The 21,892-nt window shown below is 64.5% G+C and carries 22 protein-coding genes; 13 read left to right on the top strand and 9 right to left on the bottom strand.

Going from position 1 to position 21,892, the window contains the following annotated elements; translation table 11 throughout:
* Positions 1–23 precede the first annotated feature (23 nt).
* Positions 24–1,097, bottom strand: coding sequence for a sigma-54 interaction domain-containing protein (locus PspR32_RS11220; protein WP_010221855.1), 1,074 nt, complete (start codon positions 1,095–1,097; stop codon positions 24–26).
* Between the two features lie 273 nt (positions 1,098–1,370).
* On the opposite strand from PspR32_RS11220, the gene PspR32_RS11215 reads away from it, so the two are divergent.
* Genes PspR32_RS11215 through PspR32_RS11205 form a run of 3 tightly spaced genes read left to right on the top strand, consistent with a single transcriptional unit; the run spans position 1,371 to position 5,366 of the window.
* Complete coding sequence (locus PspR32_RS11215; protein ID WP_159388487.1) at positions 1,371–2,594, top strand: lipase family protein; 1,224 nt, start codon at positions 1,371–1,373, stop codon at positions 2,592–2,594.
* 11 nt (positions 2,595–2,605) lie between these two features.
* The gene (locus tag PspR32_RS11210; RefSeq protein ID WP_159388486.1) at positions 2,606–3,802 is read left to right on the top strand and encodes an LLM class flavin-dependent oxidoreductase; all 1,197 of its coding nucleotides are present in this window, start codon (positions 2,606–2,608) and stop codon (positions 3,800–3,802) included.
* 4 nt (positions 3,803–3,806) lie between these two features.
* Positions 3,807–5,366, top strand: a complete 1,560-nt coding sequence (locus PspR32_RS11205; RefSeq protein ID WP_159388485.1) for an ABC transporter substrate-binding protein — start codon at positions 3,807–3,809, stop codon at positions 5,364–5,366.
* On the opposite strand, the gene hpaA is transcribed toward PspR32_RS11205, so the two are convergent.
* The gene (gene hpaA / locus PspR32_RS11200; RefSeq protein ID WP_010221851.1) at positions 5,363–6,265 is read right to left on the bottom strand and encodes a 4-hydroxyphenylacetate catabolism regulatory protein HpaA; all 903 of its coding nucleotides are present in this window, start codon (positions 6,263–6,265) and stop codon (positions 5,363–5,365) included. The genes PspR32_RS11205 and hpaA overlap by 4 nt on opposite strands.
* Positions 6,266–6,408: 143 nt before the next feature.
* On the opposite strand from hpaA, the gene PspR32_RS11195 reads away from it, so the two are divergent.
* From PspR32_RS11195 to hpaI, 8 genes are all read left to right on the top strand, one after another.
* Entirely contained in the window at positions 6,409–7,080 is a 672-nt protein-coding gene (locus PspR32_RS11195; RefSeq protein ID WP_010221850.1) for a fumarylacetoacetate hydrolase family protein, read from the top strand.
* Positions 7,080–7,853, top strand: coding sequence for a fumarylacetoacetate hydrolase family protein (locus PspR32_RS11190; protein WP_036995985.1), 774 nt, complete (start codon positions 7,080–7,082; stop codon positions 7,851–7,853). The genes PspR32_RS11195 and PspR32_RS11190 overlap by 1 nt, the downstream gene beginning before the upstream one ends.
* Positions 7,854–7,858: 5 nt before the next feature.
* Positions 7,859–9,319 (top strand): 5-carboxymethyl-2-hydroxymuconate semialdehyde dehydrogenase, encoded by a 1,461-nt coding sequence (gene hpaE, locus PspR32_RS11185; RefSeq protein WP_036996135.1) that lies wholly within the window; start codon positions 7,859–7,861, stop codon positions 9,317–9,319.
* A 106-nt stretch (positions 9,320–9,425) separates the two neighbouring features.
* On the top strand, positions 9,426–10,283 hold the full coding sequence (gene hpaD, locus PspR32_RS11180; protein WP_036995986.1) for a 3,4-dihydroxyphenylacetate 2,3-dioxygenase: 858 nt from the start codon (positions 9,426–9,428) through the stop codon (positions 10,281–10,283).
* 105 nt (positions 10,284–10,388) lie between these two features.
* Positions 10,389–10,781 (top strand): 5-carboxymethyl-2-hydroxymuconate Delta-isomerase, encoded by a 393-nt coding sequence (locus PspR32_RS11175; protein ID WP_159388484.1) that lies wholly within the window; start codon positions 10,389–10,391, stop codon positions 10,779–10,781.
* Positions 10,782–10,832: 51 nt separating this feature from the next.
* Positions 10,833–12,137: an MFS transporter gene (locus PspR32_RS11170; protein WP_010221845.1), complete on the top strand. Its 1,305-nt coding sequence runs from the start codon at positions 10,833–10,835 to the stop codon at positions 12,135–12,137.
* An 11-nt stretch (positions 12,138–12,148) separates the two neighbouring features.
* Positions 12,149–12,952: a 2-oxo-hept-4-ene-1,7-dioate hydratase gene (hpaH, locus tag PspR32_RS11165; protein WP_159388483.1), complete on the top strand. Its 804-nt coding sequence runs from the start codon at positions 12,149–12,151 to the stop codon at positions 12,950–12,952.
* A gap of 10 nt (positions 12,953–12,962) precedes the next feature.
* On the top strand, positions 12,963–13,766 hold the full coding sequence (gene hpaI / locus PspR32_RS11160) for a 4-hydroxy-2-oxoheptanedioate aldolase (RefSeq protein WP_159388482.1): 804 nt from the start codon (positions 12,963–12,965) through the stop codon (positions 13,764–13,766).
* 86 nt (positions 13,767–13,852) lie between these two features.
* Here hpaI and hpaR read toward each other — a convergent pair whose 3' ends face one another.
* A complete protein-coding gene (gene hpaR / locus PspR32_RS11155; protein WP_036996137.1) occupies positions 13,853–14,275 on the bottom strand; it encodes a homoprotocatechuate degradation operon regulator HpaR in 423 nt (140 codons plus the stop codon).
* 164 nt (positions 14,276–14,439) lie between these two features.
* Here hpaR and PspR32_RS11150 point away from each other — a divergent pair, with 164 nt between their 5' ends.
* Positions 14,440–15,738, top strand: coding sequence for an NAD(P)/FAD-dependent oxidoreductase (locus tag PspR32_RS11150; protein ID WP_159388481.1), 1,299 nt, complete (start codon positions 14,440–14,442; stop codon positions 15,736–15,738).
* Between the two features lie 34 nt (positions 15,739–15,772).
* Positions 15,773–16,138, top strand: coding sequence for a cupin domain-containing protein (locus PspR32_RS11145; RefSeq protein ID WP_010221837.1), 366 nt, complete (start codon positions 15,773–15,775; stop codon positions 16,136–16,138).
* A gap of 82 nt (positions 16,139–16,220) precedes the next feature.
* Here PspR32_RS11145 and PspR32_RS11140 read toward each other — a convergent pair whose 3' ends face one another.
* The 6 genes from PspR32_RS11140 to PspR32_RS11115 all read right to left on the bottom strand — a co-directional run bounded on the left by PspR32_RS11140 (position 16,221) and on the right by PspR32_RS11115 (position 21,851).
* Positions 16,221–16,805: a TetR/AcrR family transcriptional regulator gene (locus PspR32_RS11140; protein WP_159388480.1), complete on the bottom strand. Its 585-nt coding sequence runs from the start codon at positions 16,803–16,805 to the stop codon at positions 16,221–16,223.
* 27 nt (positions 16,806–16,832) lie between these two features.
* On the bottom strand, positions 16,833–18,056 hold the full coding sequence (locus PspR32_RS11135) for a multidrug effflux MFS transporter (RefSeq protein WP_159388479.1): 1,224 nt from the start codon (positions 18,054–18,056) through the stop codon (positions 16,833–16,835).
* A 131-nt stretch (positions 18,057–18,187) separates the two neighbouring features.
* Positions 18,188–19,132, bottom strand: coding sequence for a transcriptional regulator FeaR (gene feaR / locus PspR32_RS11130; protein ID WP_159388478.1), 945 nt, complete (start codon positions 19,130–19,132; stop codon positions 18,188–18,190).
* Between the two features lie 117 nt (positions 19,133–19,249).
* A complete protein-coding gene (locus tag PspR32_RS11125; protein WP_010221833.1) occupies positions 19,250–19,834 on the bottom strand; it encodes a DUF3156 family protein in 585 nt (194 codons plus the stop codon).
* Complete coding sequence (locus tag PspR32_RS11120; protein ID WP_010221832.1) at positions 19,794–21,296, bottom strand: APC family permease; 1,503 nt, start codon at positions 21,294–21,296, stop codon at positions 19,794–19,796. Before PspR32_RS11120 ends, PspR32_RS11125 begins: the two co-directional genes overlap by 41 nt.
* 105 nt (positions 21,297–21,401) lie before the next feature.
* A complete protein-coding gene (locus tag PspR32_RS11115; protein WP_010221831.1) occupies positions 21,402–21,851 on the bottom strand; it encodes a winged helix-turn-helix transcriptional regulator in 450 nt (149 codons plus the stop codon).
* Positions 21,852–21,892 lie beyond the last annotated feature (41 nt).

The following is a 21,892-nucleotide window of genomic DNA, read 5'->3' as shown; positions in this document are numbered from 1 at the left end:
GCTGGCTTGCCAGCGATGAGGCGCTAATGCACAGCACCCTCCGTACGCTTCAACTCACCAATCTTCTCCAACCGCGCCCGCACGATGTTGCGGCTGATGTTCAGCAAGCGCCCGGTCTGCAACTGGTTGCCATGGCAGAAGCGGTACGCGGTGCGAAACACCGTTTCCTCGATATGCTCGTACAAGTCTGGAATGTTCTGCTCGAACAGCGCCGTCAGCGCCGCCTCAAGGTTCGGCGGCTCGCTGGCCAGGCGTAGCGGCTGGCTGTGTTCTTCCTGGCGGATGCCCACCGAGCGCATGTCCACCAGGTGCAGGTCGGCCGGCTGCACCACCTGTTGCCGGCACACCAGCAGCGCGTGGTGAATGGCGTTTTCCAGCTCGCGGATGTTGCCTGGCCAGCTGTGCGACAGCAGCTTGCGTTCGCTTTCCAGGCTCAGGCTGGCGCGGCTGTAGCCCAGGCGCTGGCAGTGCTCCTCAAGGAAGAACTCGGCCAGCGGCAGGATGTCCCCCGGACGTTCGCGCAGCGGCGGCAGGCGGATGGTCGCCACGTGCAGACGGTAGAACAGGTCTTCGCGAAAATGCCCGGCCACCACCGCATCGGCGAGGTTGACGTTGGTCGCCGCCACCAGGCGCACGTTGATCGGAATCGGCGTGCGCGAGCCCAGGCGTACCACTTCGCGCTCCTGCAGCACCCGCAGCAGTTTCACCTGCATGTTCAGCGGCAGGTCGCCGATCTCATCGAGGAACAGCGTGCCGCCGTTGGCCGCTTCGAACCAGCCGGCCTTGCTGTTGGTGGCGCCGGTAAAGGCGCCCTTCTCGTGGCCGAACAGCTCGCTCTCGACCAGGGTTTCGGCAAAGGCGCCGCAGTTGACCGCCACGAACGGCTCGCGCCCGCGACGGCTGAGCTGATGGATATGGCGGGCCACCAGCTCCTTGCCGGTGCCGGTCTCGCCGATGATCAGGGTGTTGGCTTCACTCGGCGCCAGGCGTTCGATGCGGCTGAGCAGTTCCTGGGAGCGCGGGTCCTTGAACACCAGGACGGTGGCGCGAACGGATTTGGTCAATTCCCGGGCGTGGGGATGGGTTATCAGCGACATGGTGCATTCCTGGCAGTGAAAGCGCAGGGCCATAGTGCCCGAAACAAATTAGAACAAATAATTATTAATTAGTATTTATATATACCTATTAGAGATATGCGCTCTGCGTTGCTGCTCCAGCAACAGTCGGCCAGCAACGCGTGGTGGCTGGCCAGCATCGATGCCCTCAGGCAACCCCCATGCTGGCAACGCAGCCCTTGAAAACCAAGGCCTGCAGCGCCCTGGCACGCATTTCGCTCAAGCCTGGCACACGCACCGTGCAAGGACCTCTCGATGAAACTGCAGAACACATTCGCCTTCGGCCTGAGCCTGCTAGCCCTGTCGCTCAGCGCCATGGCCGCTGACACCTTCGCGCCCAAACCCGACCCGCTGCAAGGCGATGGCCGGGTCTCGGCGTTCTACAGCTGGAGCCAGGCCATCCCCGCCAGCCCCGGCAAACTGTTGCGCAGCGAGCCGCTGGAACAGACCCTGAGCCTGCCCGGCGCGGCGTCGCAACTGCGCATCCTCTATAGCTCCACCGACGGCATCGACGGCAAGACCCCGGTGGCAGTGTCTGGTGCACTGTTCATTCCTAAGGGCAAGGCACCGGCAGGCGGCTGGCCGCTGGTGACCTGGGGCCATGGCACGGTGGGTGTGGCGGATGTCTGCGCGCCGTCCTGGGCCGGGCGCTCGTACCGCGACGTGCAGTACCTGGCGCGCTGGCTCAACGAGGGCTACGCCATCGTCGCCACCGACTACCAGGGCCTGGGCGTGCCCGGCGGCCACCCGCTGCTGAACAACCGCATGGCCGCCTACGGCATCCTCGACGCCGCCCGCGCGGTGATTGCCGGGGTGCCGGGGCTGGCCAATAAGGTGCTGGTGGTCGGCCAATCCCAGGGCGGCGCCGGCGCCTTTGCCTCGGCCGCCTATGCGCCGACCTACGCCCCGGACCTGGGCCTGAAGGGCAGCGTCGGCACCGGGGTGATCTACACCGTGGGAACGAAGAACGTCGGCGAGCAGGACCCGGACAAGGTCGACGCCTCCCTGGCCTACGGCTTCTACACCTTGCTGGCGGCCCAGCAGTACGACCCACGCATCGACCCGCGCGACTTCTACACCGACAAGGCCCTGCCGCTGTTCGAACAGGCGCGCAGCACCTGCCTGTCATCACTGGTGGCCGATGTGCTCGGCACCGGCCTGACCCCGGCCAACACCCGCAAGACCAACAGCGGCGAACAGCTCAAGCCGTGGCTGGCGCAGGTGTCCTACCCGACCCTGAAACTCAAGCAGCCGATCTTCATCGGCACCGGCGCCGAAGACAAGACCCCGGCCGCCGCCACCCAGGTGGCCTTGATGCAGGACGCCTGCAAGACCGGCTCGATTGTCGAAGGCCACCTGTACAAGGGCCTGGGCCACAGCGAGACGGTCAACGCCTCGCTCAAGGACTCGCTGCCCTTCGCCCGCAAGGTGTTCAGCGACCAGCCCATCAGCGCAATCTGCAACCCCACCGTGCAATAAGGACAATCACCGTGAGCATTGAATTTTTTACCCGCCTGCCGTTGCACGGCGAAACCCAGTTCCTCCCTGGCGATCCGCGCAACCGAGGCGACTGGCATGCCGGCAGCGACAGCACCGGCGCGGTGTCGAACTTTGCCGTGGGCGATCACTTCACCTACATCGACTACCTCGGGCAGATCGCCCGCGCCGCCGAGATCAACGGCTTTGGCGGCGCGCTGATGGTCAACGCGCCGTCTGGCGAAGAGCCGTGGACGGTGTGCTCGCTGCTGGCCCGCGAGACCCGCACCTTAAGCTACGTCACCGCCTTCCAGCCCTACCACTACACGCCCTGGGTCGCCGTGCAGCAGGCCGCCACCTACCAGCGTGCCACCGGCAACCGCCTGGTATGGAACATCATCAATGGCGGCTCGGACGTGATCCAGCGCCAGGTCGGTGACTTCAGCGACCACGATGAACGCTACGAACGCGCCATCGAGTTCATGGACGTGGTCAAGGGCTACTGGCACTCGGAGAACTTCCACTACCAGGGGCGCTTCTACCAGGCCGAAGGCGGCGGCCTGCGCGGGCCGCAGAAAAAGGCCGAACTGCCGTTGATCTGCACTGCCGGCTCGTCGATCGCGGCGCGGGAGTTCGCCGCCCGTCACGCCGACTTCTACCTGATGCGCGCCGAGCATCCGGACGAGATCCGCGCACTGATCGCCGATATCCGTGAACGGGCGCTCAAGCATGGCCGCAGCAACATCCGCTTCGGCCTGTCGATCGATGTGATCACCCGCGAGACCGAAGCCCAGGCCCTGGCCGAGGCCAAGCGCTTCTTCGACGAAGGCGTGGCCAAGGGCGCGGTCAAGGCCGTGGCCGCCCATGCCGGGCTGCGCACTGCGCGCAAGCTCAGTTACGAAAATGAGTACTCGGCCAAGGATCAAAGCCGGCCGTTCGACGACTTTTTCATCTACCCCAACGTCTGGGCCGGCTTCGGTTACATCGGCATCCCGCCGGGCCTGGCGCTGGTCGGCAGCTACGCCAACGTGGTGGCGCGGATTCGCGAGTACAACCAGTTAGGCATCGACCTGTTCTTTCTCGCCGGCTACCCGCACCTGGAAGAAGCCTACCGCCTGGGCGAGCACATCCTCCCGCACTTTCGCGGCGACCGAGCGCCATTACGGCGGATCGACACCCAGGCGCCGGCCCTGCGTGCAGCAGGAGGCTGAGGCCATGGACCCTTTTGATTACCAGCGCCGGCGCTTTCTCGGCTATAGCCTGGCGCTGGGCGGCGGGCTGCTGCTCAGTGGTTGCGGCCCCGAGCAGCCGGCCGCCAGCCCTGTTGCCAACGACCCGCCGCGCCACGGCGGGCGCCTGCGCCTGGGCGTGCTGTCCGGCGGCCAGGTCGGCAACCTCGATGCCCACAAACCCATCGGCAGCGGCATCGTCCGCGGCTTTGCCCTGTACAGCAAGCTGTGGGAATGGGACGAGCAGATGCAGCCGCGCCTGGCCCTGGCCGAAGAGGCCGAAGCCAGCGCCGACGCCAGCACCTGGACCGTGCGCCTGCGCCAGGGCCTGGAATTTCACAACGGCAAGACCATCGACGCCGACGACCTGATCTTCTCCATTCGCCGCCTGACCGACCCGCAACTGGCCTCGCCCTATGCTGCGCTGCTGCACTGGGTCGACCGCGACAACCTGGAAAAACTCGACGCGCGCACCGTGCGCATCCGTTTCAAGGACGGGCGCAGCTACCTGCCGCTGGCAGAAACCTGGGTCAACTTCGGCGGCATCGTCCCGGTCGATTACCACCCGCTGACCAACCCGGTCGGCGCCGGCCCTTACAAGCTGAAAAGCTTCACCCCCGGCCAGCGCTCGGTGTTCAGCCGCTTCGAAAACTACTACAAGGACGCCAGACCCTACGCCGACGAACTGGAGATCATCGACTTCAAGGACCAGGTCTCGCGTCTGGCCGCCTTGCGCGCCGGGCAGATCGACATGGCCAACGGCCTGCCCAGCGAGCAGTTGCAGATCATCGAACGCGACCCGCGCCTGCAACTGGTGACTTCGGTCAGCGGCAACTGGCTGTCGTTCGAGATGAACACCAGCAAGCCGCCGTTCGACAACCCGAAAGTCCGCGAGGCGTTGCGCCTGCTCGCCGACCGCCCGGAGCTGGTGCGCCGCGCCTTGAATGGCCAGGGCCGGGTAGCCAACGACCTGTACGCACCGAACGACCCGACCTTCAACCACCACCTCGGCCCACGCCCGCATGACCCGCAACGGGCGGCGCAACTGCTGCGCGAAGCCGGCTATGACAAGCTCGAAGTCGAGCTGGTAACCACCAGCGGCCCGGCCCTGGCTTCGGCACTGGTGTTCGCCGAACAGGCCAAGGCCATCGGCGTGAGCCTCAAGGTGCGCCAGGTCGACCAGGCCACCTTCGACGGCCCGCAGCACGACCAGTGGCAACTGAGCACTGGCGGCACCATCGGCGCGCCGTTCCTGGCCAGCGCCATGCACATCGATGCGCCCTTCGCCGTGGCCAACAAGACCCACTTCAACGACCCGCAGTTCAGCGAACTGTTCCTCCAGGCCATGGCCCAGCCGGACCTGGCCAAGCGCAGCGCCCTGGTGCACCAGGCCCAGCAGATCCAGTACGAGCGCGGCGGCTTGCTGATCTGGGGCTATGTGAATCTGCTTGATGCCTTCTCGCGCCAGGTCGGCGGCGCCGCAGCCGAGCAGACGCTGTTCAGCACCTGGCGTTTCGACAATCTCTGGCTACGCGGCCAGGCCTAGCGCAACCCCGCCTGACGCTGGCGGTATTCCCCCGGCGTCAGTTGCGCGTAACGCAAAAAGAACCGGCTGAAATACGCCGGGTCCTTGAAGCCCAGGCGGTAGCAGATCTCGTTGGCCGAGCTGCCGGTGTACAGCAGCAGGCGCCGCGCCTCCTGCATCAGCCGTTCGAGGATCAGGCGCTTGGACGGCAAGTCGGCGATGCGCCGGCACACTTCGTTGAGCCGCGCCTCGGTGACACCGATGCCCTGGGCATAGCGCGCCAGCGGCCAGTGTTCGAGGTAGTGGGCCTCGATCAGTTCGTTGAAACGATGGAACACCTGCAGGTCTTCATGCCGGGTTGGCCGGGCCGGCAGCGAGCGGGCGCACAGGCGCAGCAGGCTGGTCATGATCAGCCGCGTCAGGCTTTCCAGGGCCGCCGCGCGCCCGGCTGCGCTGGCGTTGATCTCGCTGTGCAGCTCATCGAACAGCAGCGCCAGGCGCCGCGCCTCGGCGGCGTAGCTCGGCTCCAGGCCGCTCAAGGCCACGCAGGCCGGCGCCACCTGCGGCCCCGGCGCCAACCCAGGATCGGCTTCGAGCAACTGCCAGACCAGTTGCTGACGCACGGTCAGCACATGGCCGTCGGCATCGGGCTCGGTGACGAAGGAATGCGGGATGGTCGGCGGGGTGAGGAAGAACATCGGCCCCGATTCGACGTACTGCTGGTCGTCCAGGTACACCCGCACCGTGCCGCTCTCGACGTAATGCACCTGGAAAAACCGGTCATGGCGGTGCACCGGCATGTTGCGGCCGAAGAACCCGGCCAGGTTGCCGAGCTTGTCGTAGTGCACCTCGGCATCGCTGTAGCGCTGATCGTAGACCTGACCGATGTTGATGTTGGGGATTGGTTGGCGCTCGCTCATGGCCCTGCTCACTCTTATTGTTGTGCCGCCAGCTTACTCCTGCAGCAAGCCGCTTGCATTTCGTTAACATCTTAATTATAACGTTAATACATTAACAATTATTCGAGCAGGGACCCTGCCCCTGCCCCAGCCAGGAGAAGCCCATGAGCCGTGCCTTGCACGATGCTGCCAGCGGTACCCTGTTCGGCGTTGCGCTGAACTATCAGGGTTTGCTGAACCAGCGTCTCGCCGAATTCGAACAGCCGCCGTATCAAAAGCCGCCGGTCAAGCCGGTGCTGTTCATCAAGACCCCCAATACCCGTAATGGCCACGGCCAGCCGGTGGTCTACCCGCAGGGCATCGAGCAGCTGCAACCGGGCCCGGCCCTGGGTGTGGTGATCGGCAAGCGTGCCACCCGGGTCAGCGTCGACAACGCCTTGGCGCATGTTGCCGGCTACACCATCGTCAACGAATTCAGCCTGCCGGAAGACAGCTACTACCGCCCGGCGGTCAAGGCCAAGTGCCGCGACGGCTTCTGCGCCCTGGGCCCTGAGCTGGTACCCGCCGCGCAGGTTGCCGACCCGCAGCAACTGAGCATCAAGCTGTTCATTAATGGCCAACTGCGCCAGCAAAACAGCACCGCCAACATGGTCCGCAGCGTTGCCCAGCTGATTGCCGAGATCAGCGAGTTCATGACCCTGCACGAAGGTGATGTGCTGATCACCGGCACCCCCGAAGGCCGCGTCGATGTACTGCCCGGGGACCAGGTAGAAGTCGAGATCAGCGGCCTCGGGCGCCTGACCAACAGCATCGTTGCCGCGCAGGAGAAGCGCTGATGAAACACGCACGTATCCGCTACCAGGGTGAAGTCCACGCCGTCACCGTCGAGGCCGACAACGCCGTGCGCCTGGCTGATGGCCGGTTGTTGCCGGAGCAGCAGGTCGAGTGGCTGCCACCGGCCACCGGCAACATGTTCGCCCTGGGCCTGAACTACGCCGACCACGCCGCGGAACTGGCCTTCACGCCGCCCACCGAACCGCTGGCGTTCGTCAAGTCGGTGGGCACCTACACCGGCCACAACCAGGTCAGCTGGCGCCCGGACAACGTCGCCTACATGCACTACGAGTGCGAGCTGGTGGCGGTGATCGGCAAGCCTGCGCGCAACGTCAAGCGCGAGGATGCACTCAAGTACCTGGCCGGCTACACGGTGTGCAACGACTACGCCATCCGCGATTACCTGGAGAACTACTACCGGCCCAACCTGCGAGTGAAAAACCGCGACGCCACCACCCCGGTCGGGCCGTGGATCGTCGACGTCGCCGACGTGCCGGATGCCGGCAACCTGACCTTGCGCACCTGGATCAACGGTGAGCTCAAGCAGCAAGGCAGTACCAAGGACATGATTTTCGACATCCCCTACCTGATCGAATACCTGTCCAGCTTCATGACCCTGCAGCCGGGCGACATGATCGCCACCGGCACCCCCGAGGGCCTGGCCGACGTGGTGCCGGGCGACGAAGTGGTGGTCGAAGTCGAAGGCGTCGGGCGCCTGGTCAACCGAATTGTCAGCGAAGCCGAGTTCTTCGCCCTCAACCGCCAAGAGGCATGAGCAACATGATCAAACACTGGATCAACGGCCGCGAGGTCGAAAGCAAAGACGTGTTCGTCAACTACAACCCGGCCACCGGCGAGGCCATTGGAGAAGTCGCCAGCGGCGGCGCCGACGAGGTTGCCCAGGCTGTTGCGGCGGCAAAGGAAGCCTTCCCGAAATGGGCCAACACCCCGGCCAAGGAGCGCGCCCGGCTGATGCGCAAGCTCGGCGAACTGATCGAGCAGAACGTGCCGCACCTGGCCGAGCTGGAAACCCTCGACACCGGCTTGCCGATCCACCAGACCAAAAACGTGCTGATCCCCCGTGCTTCGCACAACTTCGACTTCTTCGCCGAAGTCTGCACGCGCATGGACGGCCACACCTACCCGGTCGACGACCAGATGCTCAACTACACCCTGTACCAGCCGGTGGGCGTGTGCGGGCTGGTATCGCCGTGGAACGTGCCGTTCATGACCGCGACCTGGAAGACTGCGCCGTGCCTGGCCCTGGGCAACACCGCCGTGCTGAAGATGAGTGAACTGTCGCCGCTGACCGCCAACGAACTGGGGCGCCTGGCCGTCGAAGCCGGTATCCCCAAGGGTGTGCTCAACGTCATCCAGGGCTACGGCGCCACCGCCGGCGACGCCCTGGTGCGTCACCCGGACGTACGTGCGATCTCCTTTACCGGCGGCACCGCCACCGGCAAGAAGATCATGCAGACCGCAGGCCTGAAGAAGTACTCCATGGAGCTGGGCGGCAAGTCGCCGGTGCTGATCTTCGAAGACGCCGACCTGGAGCGCGCCCTGGATGCGGCGCTGTTCACCATCTTCTCGCTCAATGGCGAGCGCTGCACCGCCGGCAGCCGCATTTTCATCCAGGAGAGTGTCTACCCGCAGTTCGTCGCCGAGTTCGCCGCACGGGCCAAACGGCTGATCGTTGGTGACCCGCAAGACCCGAAAACCCAGGTAGGCTCGATGATTACTCAAGCCCACTATGACAAGGTCACCGGTTACATCAGGATCGGCATCGAGGAAGGCGCGACCCTGCTCGCTGGCGGCCTGGAGCGCCCGGCCAACCTGCCGGCGCACCTGGCCCGCGGGCAGTTCATCCAGCCGACGGTGTTCGCCGACGTCAACAACCAGATGCGCATCGCCCAGGAAGAAATCTTCGGCCCGGTGGTGTGTTTGATCCCCTTCAAGGATGAAGCCCAGGCGCTGCAACTGGCCAACGACACCGAGTATGGCCTGGCCTCGTACATCTGGACGCAGGACATCGGCAAGGCGCATCGTCTGGCCCGCGGTATCGAGGCCGGCATGGTGTTCATCAACAGCCAGAACGTGCGCGACCTGCGCCAGCCGTTCGGCGGGGTCAAGGGCTCGGGCACCGGCCGTGAGGGCGGGCAATACAGCTTCGAGGTGTTTGCCGAGATCAAGAACGTGTGTATCTCGATGGGCAGTCACCATATTCCGCGCTGGGGCGTCTAAAAGCAGATCCCTGTAGGAGCGGGCTTGCCCCGCGATCTTGCTTCGGTCCTACACCACATCGCGGGGCAAGCCCGCTCCAACAACAACAATTACCAGGAGTTCCATCATGGGCGAAGTCGTCCTGGCAGCCAAAGTCTGCCACGTACCCTCGATGTACCTGTCCGAACTGCCCGGCAAGCATCATGGCTGCCGCGAGGCGGCGATCGCCGGGCACAAGGAAATCGGCCGCCGCGCCCGCGAGCTGGGCGCCGATACCGCCGTGGTGTTCGACGTCCACTGGCTGGTCAACAGCGGCTACCACATCAACTGCGGCGAGCACTTCAAGGGCACCTACACCAGCAACGAACTGCCGCACTTCATCAAGAACATGGACTTCGAGTACCCCGGCTGCCCGGAGCTGGGCGAGCTGATCGGCCTTGAAGCCAACGCCGCCGGCGTGCGCACCCTGGCTCACAACATCCCAAGCCTTGAGCTTGAGTACGGCACCCTGGTACCGATGCGCTACATGCACATGGATGTACCGCAAGCGCAAAAGCTCAAGGTCGTGTCGATTGCCGCCTGGTGCGCCTGGCACCGCCTGGAAGACAGCTTCGCCTTTGGCGCCGCCGTGCGCCGGGCCATTGAAAAGAGCGACCGCAAGGTCCTGGTACTGGCCTCGGGTTCGCTCTCGCACCGCTTCTCGGACGACCGCGAGGCCGAAGCCAACATCCACAACTGGACCCGCGAATTCGACAAGCAGATGGACCTGCGCGTGGTCGAGCTGTGGAAGCAGGGCCGCTTCAAGGAGTTCTGCGCGATGCTCCCGGACTACGCCAATCACTGCTACGGCGAAGGCGGCATGCACGACACGGCGATGCTCCTGGGCCTGCTCGGCGGCGCCGACTACAACAAGCCGGTCGAGGTGCTGACCGAGCCGTTCGGCAGTTCCGGCACCGGCCAGATCAACGCTGTCTTCCCGCTGTAGCGCGAAGGCAGCAGCCACAAGCTTCAAGCCACAAGCTGCAAGTGAAGAGCACGCGCTCTTGCCGCTTGTAGCTTGCCGCTTGCCGCCGTTCAAACGGAGATCTTCATGCCGCATTTCATCATTGAGTACACCGACAACATCGAGCAACAGGCCGACCTGCCCGGCCTGTTCGAGAAGGTCCACGCCAGCCTGGGCGCCAGTGGCGTGTTCCCCCTGGGCGGCATCCGCAGCCGCGGCGTGCGCCTGGACACCTGGCGCATGGCCGATGGCAAGCATGACTACGCCTTCGTCCACATGACCCTGAAAGTCGGCCATGGCCGCGACCTGGACACCCGCACCCAGGTCGCCCAGACGCTGTTCGAGGTGATCACCGCGCATTTTGCCGAGCTGCAAAGCCAGCGCCTGCTGGCCCTGTCGTTCGAGATGATCGAGCTGCACCCGCAACTGAACTTCAAGCAGAACAATGTTCACGCCTTTCTGCGCAACCAGGCGGGCTGAGCCACAGCCACCCGCCCTCCCCAACGGCCCTCTGACAAAAAGTACAAGATCATGAGCACAGCCAATACTGCCGAACACGCTGCCCTTGCCCAACATGACTCGACCCACAGCAAGATCACCTGGCGGCTGATGCCGCTGCTACTGATCTGTTACCTGTTCGCTCACCTTGACCGCATCAACATTGGTTTTGCCAAGATGCAGATGAGCAGCGACCTGCACTTCAGCGACACGGTCTACGGCTTTGGTGCCGGGTTGTTCTTCATCGCCTACGCGCTGTTCGGCGTCCCCAGCAACATGGCCCTGGACCGCGTCGGCCCACGGCGCTGGATCGCTACCCTGATGGTGGTCTGGGGCACGTTGTCGACCAGCATGCTCTGGGTTGAATCGGCCTCGGGCTTCTACGTCCTGCGCTTTTTGCTGGGCGTCGCCGAAGCCGGCTTCTTCCCCGGCATCCTGGTTTACCTCAACCGCTGGTACCCGGCCCGCCGCCGTGGGCAGATCACCGCGCTGTTCGCCATTGCCGTGCCCATGGCCGGCGTGGTCGGCGGGCCGCTGTCGGGCGGCATCCTCGAGCTGTTCCACGACGCCGCCGGCTTGCGTGGCTGGCAGTGGATGTTCCTGATCGAAGGCGCACCGGTGGTGTTGCTCGGCCTGGTGGTGCTCAAGTGCCTGCCCGACAGCTTCGAAAGCGTCAGCTGGCTGAACGGCAACCAGAAACAGCAACTGCGCGAGCAACTGAGCCAGGAAGAACAGCGCAAATCCATCACCTCGTTCGCCGGCATCCTGCGCGACAGCCAGGTCTGGCTGCTGGTGGCGGTGTACTTTGCGGTGATGCTGGCGGTCAACACCCTGGCGTTCTGGATGCCGACCCTGATCCACGGCGCCGGCATCGGCAGCGATGGCCGGGTCGGGTTGCTCAGCGCCGTGCCGTACCTGGCCGGGTGCTTCTTCATGATCGCCTGCGGCCGCTCCTCGGACCGTCAGCGTGAACGCCGCTGGCACCTGTGCGTACCGCTGCTGATGTCGGCCATCGGCATTGCCGTGGCGGGCCTGGCGCCAGGCAATGCCGTCATGGTCCTGGGCGGGCTGATCATCGCCGGCATGGGCGCCAGCGCCGCCTTGCCGATGTTCTGGCAACTGCCACCGGCGTTCCTTTCGAACACCACCCAGGCTGCCGGTATCGCCCTGATCAGCTCGTTCGGCAGCATCGCCTCGTTCCTTGCCCCCTACCTGATCGGCTGGATGCGCGACACCACCCAGAGCGCCAGCCTGGCCCTGTACGTATTGGCGCTGTTCATCACCCTCGGCGGCTTGCTGGTGCTGCGCACCAAGGCTGCCATCGTCAACCCTCAGTAAGAGATTCAGCCATGCTTGACCACAGCCAGATCCTACAAGCCGCCGCCCAGCTCGACCGCGCCGAACGCAGCCGCGAACAGGTGCAGCAGTTCTCCCTGGAGCACCCGGGCATCAGCATCGAAGACGCCTATGCCATCCAGCGTGCCTGGGTCGCGCAAAAGATCCAGGACGGGCGCAAGCTGGTCGGCCACAAGATCGGCCTGACCTCGCGGGCCATGCAGGTGTCGTCGAACATCAGCGAGCCGGACTACGGCGCGCTGCTCGATGACATGTTCTTCGACGAAGGCAGCGACATCCCCTTCCAGCGCTTTATCGTGCCGCGGGTCGAGGTGGAGCTGGCGTTCGTCCTCGGCAAGCCGCTCAAGGGGCCGAACGTGACCCTGTTCGATGTGCTCGACGCCACCGAATGGGTGATCCCGGCGCTGGAGATCATCGATGCGCGCATCCAGCAGATCGACCCGCAGACCCAGGCCACGCGCAAGGTCTTCGACACCATCTCCGACAACGCCGCCAACGCCGGCGTGGTCATGGGCGGGCGCGCGGTGCGCCCGGGCGATATCGACCTGCGCAAGGTGCCGGCGGTGCTCTACCGCAATGGCGTGATCGAAGAGTCCGGGGTTTCGGCGGCGGTGCTCAATCACCCGGCCAAGGGTGTCGCCTGGCTGGCCAACAAACTGGCGCCGTACGACGTCACCCTCGAAGCCGGGCAGATCATCCTCGCTGGCTCCTTCACCCGCCCGGTGGCGGCCAACCCGGGCGATACCTTCCATGTCGACTACGACATGCTCGGTTCGATTGCCTGCCGTTTCGTTTGAGGACTTGCCCATGGACATGCCCATCAACCGTTTTAAACAACGCCTGCAACACGGCGAGGCGCAAATCGGCCTGTGGCTCGGCCTCGCCGAGCCGTACTGCGCAGAACTTGCCGCCAACGCAGGCTTCGACTGGCTGCTGATCGACGGCGAGCACGCCCCCAACGACTTGCGCGGCATGCTCGGCCAGTTGCAGGCCATCGCCCCCTACCCGGCCCAGGCGATTATCCGCCCGGTGATCGGCGACACCGCGCTGATCAAGCAGGTGCTGGATATCGGCGCGCAAACCCTGTTGGTGCCGATGGTCGAAAGCGCCGAACAGGCACGCCAACTGGTACGCGCCATGCACTACCCGCCCAACGGCGTGCGCGGCGTCGGCAGTGCCCTGGCGCGGGCATCGCGCTGGAACAGCATCCCCGGTTATCTCGACCAGGCCGATGAGCAGATGTGCTTGCTGGTGCAGATCGAGAGCCTTGAAGGGCTGCAGAACCTGGATGCGATTGCCGCCGTCGAGGGGGTTGACGGGGTGTTCATCGGCCCGGCGGACCTGAGTGCGTCCATGGGGTATCGCGGCAATCCCGGGCACCCTGAGGTGCAGGCGGCGATTGAACAGGCGATCGGGCAGATTCAAAAGGCCGGCAAGGCAGCAGGGATTCTCAGTGCCGATGAGGCCTTGGCACGGCGCTACCTGGAGCTGGGCGCCGGATTTGTCGCGGTGGGGGTGGATACCACGGTGCTGATGCGCGGCTTGCAGGGGTTGGCGGGCAGGTTCAAGGGGGGGGTGGCGCCGGCTTCATCCGGCCCTTCTGTGTATTGACTGTACTGGCCTCATCGCTGGCAAGCCAGCTCCCACAGGTTAGGTTTACAGAAGACCTTGTGGGAGCTGGCTTGCCAGCGATGCGGTCACCGCCCCACCTGCTTCAACTCCTCCAGCAAGCCCAGCAACGCCTGCAGCTTCTGCTCCCCGAACTGCTCCTGAATACGCCGATAGTTGCTCTCCATGCACTGGCTCATCGAGGCAAAAATCTCCTCGCCCTTGGCCGCCAGGTTGACCAGCACCCGGCGCTGATCCTGCTCGGCCTTGCGCCGGCTGACCAGCCCGGCCGCCTCCATGCGCACCAGCACCCCGGTCATGCTCGGCTTGAGGATGCAGGCCAGTTCCGCCAGGCGGTAGATCTCCATTTCGCCCTGCTGGTGCAGGATACGGATCACCCGCCACTGCTGCTCGGTGAGCCCGTGCTGGTTGAGCGAGGGTCGAAAGAAACGCATGGCCGCTTCGCGGGCTTGCAACAAGGTCAGGGTCAGGGACGGGCGCGGTTGGGGCATGGCTTGGCTAATCATCAGGCTATTTTGTTAACACTTTAACAAAATCAACGCCTTGCCACAGCCCTGGCACCGCCAGTCAAGCCCGGCGGCAGGCAGGATCAAGACGCCAGCGCGGCGCAGGGCCTTAATAGAGCCCATCAGTACTTCACTTTTCAGGCAGCGCCATGATCAACATCGAAACGCCGACCTACTACACCGCCACCAAAAAATACAACCTCAGCTTCCCGACCCTGGAAGAAGACGTGGACGCCGACGTGGTCATCATCGGCGGCGGTTTTTCCGGGATCAACACGGCCCTGGAGCTGGCGGAAAAAGGCATCACCAACATCGTCGTGCTCGAAGCCCGGTACCTGGGCTTTGGCGGCACCGGGCGCAATGGCGGGCAGATCATGGCCGGCATCGGCCACGACCTGGAGAAGATCAAGCAGCACGTCGGCGACGATGGCTTGCGGCAGATCTTCGAGATCAGCGACCTGGGCGCCGACATCATCAAGCAGCGCATTGCCAAGTACGCCATCGATGCCGACTTCTGCCATGGCTACGGCTACATGGGCTTCAATGCCCGCCAGGAAAAGACCCTGCGCGCCTGGGAAAAGGACTTCAAGTCGGTCAACTCCCAGCACGAGATCCGTTTTCTCGGTGGCAGCGAGGTCAAGCAGATCATCGGCTCCGACGCCTACAGCAGTGCCCTGCTGCACATGGGCGGTGGCCATGTGCACTCGCTGAACCTGTTGCTCGGTGAAGCCAAGGCCCTCAGCGAACACGGCGTGCGCATCTTCGAGAACAGCCCGGCGCTGCAGGTGCAGTACGGCGAGCGCATTCGCGTACGCACCGGGCGCGGTTCGGTGACCGCCAGCAAGCTGCTGTGGGCCTGCGACAGTTTCCTCAACAAACTGGAGCCGGAGCTGCACCGCTCGACCATCAACACCTACGCCTTCCAGATGATGACCGAGCCGCTGCCGGACGAACTGATCCAGCGCATCAGCCCGATTCGCGGCGCCTACAGCGACATCCGCCCGGTGATCGACTACTACCGCGTGACCAACGAAAACCGCCTGTTGTTCGGTGCCGCCACACCGCTGGTCGAGCACATCCCGCGCGACCTCAAGGCCTGGAACCGCAACCTGATGCTGAAGATCTTCCCCTACCTCAAGGACGTGAAGATCGACCTGGCCTGGGGCGGGCCGATGGCGTGCAGCCCCAACCTGTTCCCGCAGATCGGCACCCTGCCCGGTCGGCGCAACGCGTTTTACGTGCAAGGTTATTCCGGTTTTGGCGTCACCCCAAGCCACATCATCTGCAAGGTACTGGCCGAAGGCATGAGCGAAAGCTCTGCGCGCTATGACCTGATCAGTTCGGTGCCACGCCCGACCATCCCGGCCAAGGACTCACTGCGCGCGGTGCTGCTGACCGCCGGCAAGTCCTGGCACCAGTTGTCCGGCTACTGGAATGGCCGGCGCTGAAACCCATTGTTTTCAACCCTCAAGGAACACTGCCATGACCCTGACTGCCGTTAAACAGAACCTCCAGCTCAGCGAACTCGACGCCTGGGGCACCGTTGCCGACCTGGGCTCTGAGATACTCGAAGGCGAAGTGCGCGCCTTCGGCAAAATGACCTTCGGCGCCCCCACCGACCCGGTCAGCAGCGCCTATTTTGGCACCACCACGGGCAAATTCCGCATGGTCTACCCGTTCAATGAACAGGCCGTGGTGGTCACCGGCCAAGTGCGCTTGACCGACGAAGCGAGCGGCGTCAGCCGCACCTACAACCAGGGTGACAGCTGGTTCGTGACCAAGGGCACGCCGGTGTTGTGGGAGATTCTCAGCGAGAGCTTTGTGAAGCATTACTTTGCAGTAGCCTGACAAAAAGCATCGCCGGCAAGCCAGCGCCCACAAGGACTGCATGCACCGAACCTGTGGGAGCTGGCTTGCCAGCGATGAGGCCCTAAAGCCTGGCCAACGATTCCCCAAACAAGCGCCACAATGCCGCCAAGCGCCGCTCGAACGCCCCCGCCCCCGCATAGATCAATTCGACATTCAAACTGTCGACAATCCCCAGGTAGGCATCGCCATACAAGCGTTGCTGCTGCTCATCCAGCGCTGACGCATAGCGGCGCAATGCCTGGGTGAACAACTCGCCCAAACGCGCCAGGTACGCCTCGAACCCGGCGCAGATCACCGGCCGCAATTCACTCGGTGGAAAGAACGCCGTGCGCAGCATGAAGCGCAAGTGCGCCGACGCCTGGTAACGTTGGTTCAAACGCTCGGCAAAGCGCTGCCCCGGCAATTCCCCGGCCGTCACCTTCTCGGCAAAGCAGGCCTCCAGGTACTCATGCTCGGCGTGCAGGGCCCGTGCATAGACCACCTGGAACAGGTCATCCTTGCCGGCGAAATGCGCATACAACGACGGCTTGCGCATGCCTGCAGCGGCGGCGATATCGTTCAGCGACGAGGCGTCATAACCCAGTTCGGCAAACTGCTCGACGGCAATCGCGCAGATTTTTTCCGCCGACGGCGTCAGGCTTCTCATAGCGGTGTCTCCCACAACAAATACGGATCAATGCCCAGCCAGGCTGTGCAGGTGCGGCTCGGCATGGCGGGTGCTGATGTGCACCAGCAGCGCGATGCACACCGCCGAGACGCCAAGCAACAGCGCCCAGTGCGCCGCACCCAAAGGCGCCATGATGCCCGACAATGGCGTGGCGAACGACGAAATGATCAACTGGAAGGCGCCGAGCAAGGCGGCGGTCGAGCCCAGGGCCTTGCTCTGCGACGCCATCACCAGCGACATCAGGGTCGCCTCGGCCATGCCCAGGCCGAACATGGCCACGGCCATGCCGGCAACGATACCCACCAGCCCCGCCGCACTCAGTGCGCCAGCCAGCACCAGCACGGCACCGACCAACATGCACGCCGCGCCCCAGCGGGCCAGACGCACCAGGCCCTTGCGCGCCACCAGGCGGCCGGCGCTGACGGCACCGAGCAAAATGGCCACGCCGGTGGCCCCGAACAGTGTGCCGAAGGCTTCCACCGACAGCCCGAAATGCTCCTGGTAAACCAAGGCCGCACCGCCGATGTAGGCAAACAGAAAGAAGAACACCGCCGACAAGGCCAGGGCCGGGCGCAGGAACTGGCGGTCGCAGGCGATACGCCCATAGGTACGCAGGAATCCCCGGGGCTGCCAGGCCATGCGCTGGTCCTCGGGCAAGGTCTCCTTGAGCATCACGGCCGAGTTGATCAGTACCAGCACCGCCAATACCGCCAGCACCAGCATGATCGTCCGCCAGCCAAAGTGCGCACCGACAAAGCCGCCCAGCGCCGGGGCGATCACCGGTGCCAGGCCCTCGATGGTCATCAGCAAGGCGAAGATCTGCGCCGCCCTTGCGCCTTCGGCGACATCGCGAACCATGCTCATGATCACCACCAGGGTCAGGGCACTGCCCAGGCCCTGGATGAAGCGCGCCAGCAGCAGGCTGTTGAGGTCTGGCGCGGCGGCAGCGGCCAGGGAGCTGCAGACGAACACCAGCAAACCGGCGAGCAATGGCCGGCGCCGGCCGAGGGTATCGACCAGCGGGCCGAACAACAACTGCCCGGCACCCATGGCCAGGAGGAACACGGTCAGGGTCAGTTGCACCCCGGCATAGGAGGTGGCGAACTCGCTGGCAATGCTCGGCATGCTTGCCAGGTACATGTCGACCGCCGAGGGCCCGAGGGCGCCGATCAGGGCCAGGGAAATGGCGAAGCCGACCTGGGCGGTCGGCGTGGGGGCTGTACTGTGCATAGGCTCGATTCCAGATAAAAACGGCAACTGGCTGGTGTTTACCATTAAACCTACCTATCGGTAGGTAGCCAGCCCGAGCGAGCCTATACAGACCGCATCCTGCGGTCAAGTCAGCACAGTTGAAACGACGATCAGGCCAGGCTGCTGGCGCGGTAGTCCTTGGGCGACTGCTCGAACTGCTTCTTGAACGAACGGCTGAAATGCGCCGAGTCGGTGAAGCCCCATTTGTAGGCGATGGTGGTGATCGACTCGCGCTTGAGCACCGGGTTGGCCAGGTCGGCGGCGCTGCGCTTGAGGCGCGCGCGCTGGATGTAACGGCAGACGCTGTCACCCTGCTCTTCGAACAGGCGGTAAAGGTGGCGCACGGAAATGTTCAGGCGGTTGGCGAGGTTGACCGGGGTCAGGTTGGCCTGCCCCAGGGAGTCATCGATGATTTTTTGCACATAGCTGCGCAAATTGGAGCCCTGCAACGAGGCCGGCAGGGCCGCCGGATCGTCGCTGCCCTCAAGGGCCGAACCGAGCAACGACAGGAAGGCACTGTGCAGCGCCTGGCCCTCGCCCTGCTCGTCTTCGCCGGCGCTTTGCTCCTTGCATAGCTGGTCCATCAACAGGTGCAGCATGCGCCCGCAGGCACGGGTCTGGGAGATCTTGCCAAAGGTGCGGCTGTCGCTGCCCAGTTGCTTGCACACCTCGGCCCGCGACAGTGACAGCGAGGCGTGTTCGATCAGGCCGAAGGGCATGATTTCGCAAGCGCCGGCAGCGTCCATCAGAAGCATTTCGCCCGGTGCCAGCTGGATGCTGAGGCCGTTCTGGGTGATCTGCGAAAAGCCGGTGCGCTGGCTGACCAGAAAGCAGTGCTGGTCGTTGTCGCGGTCGCTGTTCAGGCCCTTGCGGCGGATCAGCCCGGCATTGGTGCGCAGGTTGGCCAGGGCCAGGCCGCCGCGCGACCAGGTGGAAATCTCGCCGATGAACAGCGAGGGGTTGAACGCCAGTTCCGTCTCGTACACCCCGCAGATGTTCTGCATCGTTGCGTTCCAGCGTTCCAGCGCAGGGCTGCTGGCGTGATGGATACTCATGGGTACCTCCACAGTGGCATCTTGTTTTTGTTGGGCAATAGTTAACATGTTATCTATGTGCGCGCAACTTGCGTCAAGCAGCCAGGGTGAAAGCAGGTTTGATGCCAGGTGGCCGGGTCAGAGCCCGGCCACTAGCGCCGGCAAGCCTTGCAGCGCGGCCAGCAGGTGCTGGCGTTGCTCGGGGCTCAGGCGAATGTAGCGACGAAAGGCCGGCAGGCGGTTGACCACCTCGCTGGCACCGATGTGTTCGAGGCTCAGGGTCCACTGGCCGTCGCACCGTTGCAGCAACAGGCGCTTGAAGTCCAGCGGCATCAACGCTTGCAGCAATGCGCTATCTGCCTGCAGGCGGCGTTGCAGTTCAGCCTGCAATGCCAGCTCGCCCTTGCGCAGGCGAACCTGCAGCCCGGTGCGCCGCAGTGACCCGCGGTGGTGCAGCACCAGGCGGGCATTGCCCTGGCCGGTGGCAGGCAGGGTCAGGCTGAACTCGGTCAGCACCAGGTGCATGAGCAATTGCGCTTCACAGCGCTCGCGCACCTGCACCGCCTGCCCGGCCCAGTCGAAGCGGCCCAGGCCGGGGGCGACGACCTCAAAGCGCTCCAGGCCCAGGTTGCGCCGCACCCGCTCAAGGGTCAGCCCCGGCCGATAGCCGGCCGGCGCCCGTTCAGACAGCCTTTGCCACAGATGACGCAGGGTAATGGCCATGTGCAGTCCCCGGTTGATGAGCGAATTCCCGCGCCAGCACCTCTTCCACCGAGGCCGGCTTGAACGGATTGACCTTCTGTACCACCAGCGTCCAGAACAGCGCGTACACCGCCGTACCGGCCAGCATCAGGCCGAAGGGCACGTAGATGTCGGCCGGGTCCATGCCTGGCGGGGTGATGAACCACATGCCCAGGACAATCCCCACGCTCGACAGGATCTGCGGCAGCGGGAACAGCGGTGAGCGGTAGGCCCGTGGCAGGTCCGGGCGGCGGATGCGCAGGATCACCACCGACAGGGTCACCAGCAAATACGCGGTACTCCAGGCACACACCGCCGCCAGCACCAGGTGCATGATGCGGTCGGTGTTGCCACCCAGCCACAGGGCATGCAGGCATGGAATCAAGGCGGCGACGAGGATGCACAGCAGCGGCGTTTTAAAGCGCGGGTGCAGGTAGGTGAAGACCTTGGGCAAGGCGCCATCGACGGCCATGCCGTAGAGAATCCGCGGTACCCCGGCCATCAGCGTGTTGATGGTCGCAGCACCGGCGAACAGAAAGCCGATACCCAGCCACAGCGGGCCGATATCGCCCATCACCTGTTCGGCAAACCGCGGGATGGCCATGGGCGTATCCAGCAGGTGCACGCCGCTGGCGGCATCGAGCAACAGGTTCTCGACCTGGCGCTTCATCGCCGCGCCGTAGATGAACATGCACGCCGCCACCCCGAGCAGGCCCAGGGCCATGGCTCGCGGCATGCTCCGCGCCGACTGGCGCAGGTCCGGGGCCAGCGGCGTGACGAACTCGCAGCCGACGAACATGAACATCGCCATGCCCACCAGCGAGAGGATGGTCACCAGGTCGGTGCCCACCAGCGACACCCCGAACCAGCCCTCCAGCTCCACGGCTGGCGCGGCCACCAGGCCGAGCACGCCAAAGACCATCAGGGTGGTCCACATGCCGAAGGTGAGGATGATCTCGGCCTTGCCGAACGCACTGACGCCGAAGGCATTGAGGATGGCGAAGATGATCACGAACCCCACACCCAACAGCCACGAACCACCGGCCGATTCAGCCAGGGTGTTGAGGTGCTCGAAGTTCACCAGGGCCATGACCCCGGCCAGCATGGTCTCGGCGGTGCCGGCAAAGACGTGGACGATCAGGTAGGCCGACAGCGTGCCGGTGATGGCGAAGAAGCGGCCCATGCCGCAGTTGATGTAGTCGTACACCGCACCGGTGGTCGGCAGGATCGACGCCGCCTCGGCAAAGGTGGTCGCCTGCGCCAGCATCATCACCACGGCAATCAGCATGGCCACGGCGAAGGCACTGCCGCCAATGCCGAAGCCCATGGTTGCAGTGAGGATCACCGGGCTTGCCATGATCAGGCCGATGGTACTGGCAAGGGCGGTGGGAAAGCCGACCGTGCCGCGATTCAGGTGCGCACTGAGCGTGTCGTTGAGCGACATGGCAAAAGACCTCGAGCAGAAGGATGACAGTGGTCCTACTCTGCGCGTTGAGGCAATGGCCGTCTTGCCCGTGGCTGCCGTGACGGTTGTAGCTGGCTGCCAGGTTCAGCCCCTGGCCGGCAGCCGTACACAGTCGTGCGGGCCGAGCAGGCGGCCGTCGGCCGCACGCAGTTCCAGGGCCTTGACCGGTTGGCCGTGTTGCCGGTCGACCAGTTGCGAATGGGCTTCACCCGCAGCGAAGTAGAACGCCTCGCCCCACTGGCGCAAGCCGACGATCAAGGGGAACAGGCCCAGGCCCTTTTCGGTGAGCACGTATTCCTGATAGGCACTGCCCTCGGACACCGGCACCAGTTCGAAGATCTGGTGCTCGACCAACTGGCGCAGACGGGTGCTGAGGATGTTCTTGGCCAGGCCGAGGTTGCGCTGGAACTCACTGAAGCGCTTCAAGCCATCGAAGGCATCACGCACGATCAGCAGCGACCACCAGTCACCAATGGCGTCGAGGGAACGGGCCACCGGGCATTCGGCGTCTTGCAGGCGGGTGCGTTGGACCATGGGAAATCTCGCCAATGAAAGTGGTTGCAATATAAAACCAG

Origin of the sequence: Pseudomonas sp. R32 (genome assembly GCF_009866705.1) — a bacterium.
Taxonomy (GTDB): Bacteria; Pseudomonadota; Gammaproteobacteria; order Pseudomonadales; family Pseudomonadaceae; genus Aquipseudomonas; species Aquipseudomonas donghuensis.
This window is presented reverse-complemented; position numbering and strand designations above follow the sequence as displayed.